The sequence below is a fragment of the Pseudoduganella sp. jia 9 genome (genome assembly GCF_055502615.1).
The window spans coordinates 1-1,003 of the sequence record NZ_JBUPWE010000044.1; the positions used below are offsets into that span (position 1 = coordinate 1).

A 1,003-nucleotide genomic window follows, 5' to 3' on the forward strand; every position below is an offset into this window, starting at 1 on the left:
TAGTTGCTGGGTGTAGACCCGAAACCAAGTGATCTATCCATGGCCAGGTTGAAGGTGCGGTAACACGCACTGGAGGACCGAACCCACTAATGTTGAAAAATTAGGGGATGAGCTGTGGATAGGGGTGAAAGGCTAAACAAACTTGGAAATAGCTGGTTCTCTCCGAAAACTATTTAGGTAGTGCCTCAAGTATCACCACCGGGGGTAGAGCACTGTTATGGCTAGGGGGTCATCGCGACTTACCAAACCATTGCAAACTCCGAATACCGGTAAGTGCGAGCTTGGGAGACAGACATCGGGTGCTAACGTCCGGTGTCAAGAGGGAAACAACCCAGACCGCCAGCTAAGGTCCCAAAGATTGGCTAAGTGGAAAACGAAGTGGGAAGGCTAAAACAGTCAGGATGTTGGCTTAGAAGCAGCCATCATTTAAAGAAAGCGTAATAGCTCACTGATCGAGTCGTCCTGCGCGGAAGATGTAACGGGGCTAAGCCAGTCACCGAAGCTGCGGATATAAGGATATGGTAGGAGAGCGTTCTGTAAGCCTGCGAAGGTGTCTTGTAAAGGATGCTGGAGGTATCAGAAGTGCGAATGCTGACATGAGTAGCGATAATGCGGGTGAAAAGCCCGCACGCCGTAAGCCCAAGGTTTCCTGTTCAACGTTCATCGGAGCAGGGTGAGTCGGCCCCTAAGGCGAGGCAGAGATGCGTAGCTGATGGGAAGCAGGTTAATATTCCTGCACCGTCGTATGATGCGATGGGGGGACGGATCGCGGAAGGTTGTCTGACTGTTGGAATAGTCAGTTTCTGGTTCATAGAAGGTGCTTAGGCAAATCCGGGCACATAATTCAAGGGACTGGGACGAGCGCCCATGTGGCGTGAAGCAATCGGAAGTGGTTCCAAGAAAAGCCTCTAAGCTTCAGTCATACGAGACCGTACCGCAAACCGACACAGGTGGGCGAGATGAGTATTCTAAGGCGCTTGAGAGAACTCGGGAGAAGGAACTC

At 51.4% G+C, this 1,003-nt stretch carries 1 rRNA gene; it reads left to right on the forward strand.

What is annotated here, in order from left to right:
* A 23S ribosomal RNA gene (locus ACY34H_RS30030) occupies nucleotides 1-1,003 on the forward strand; the annotation flags it as partial.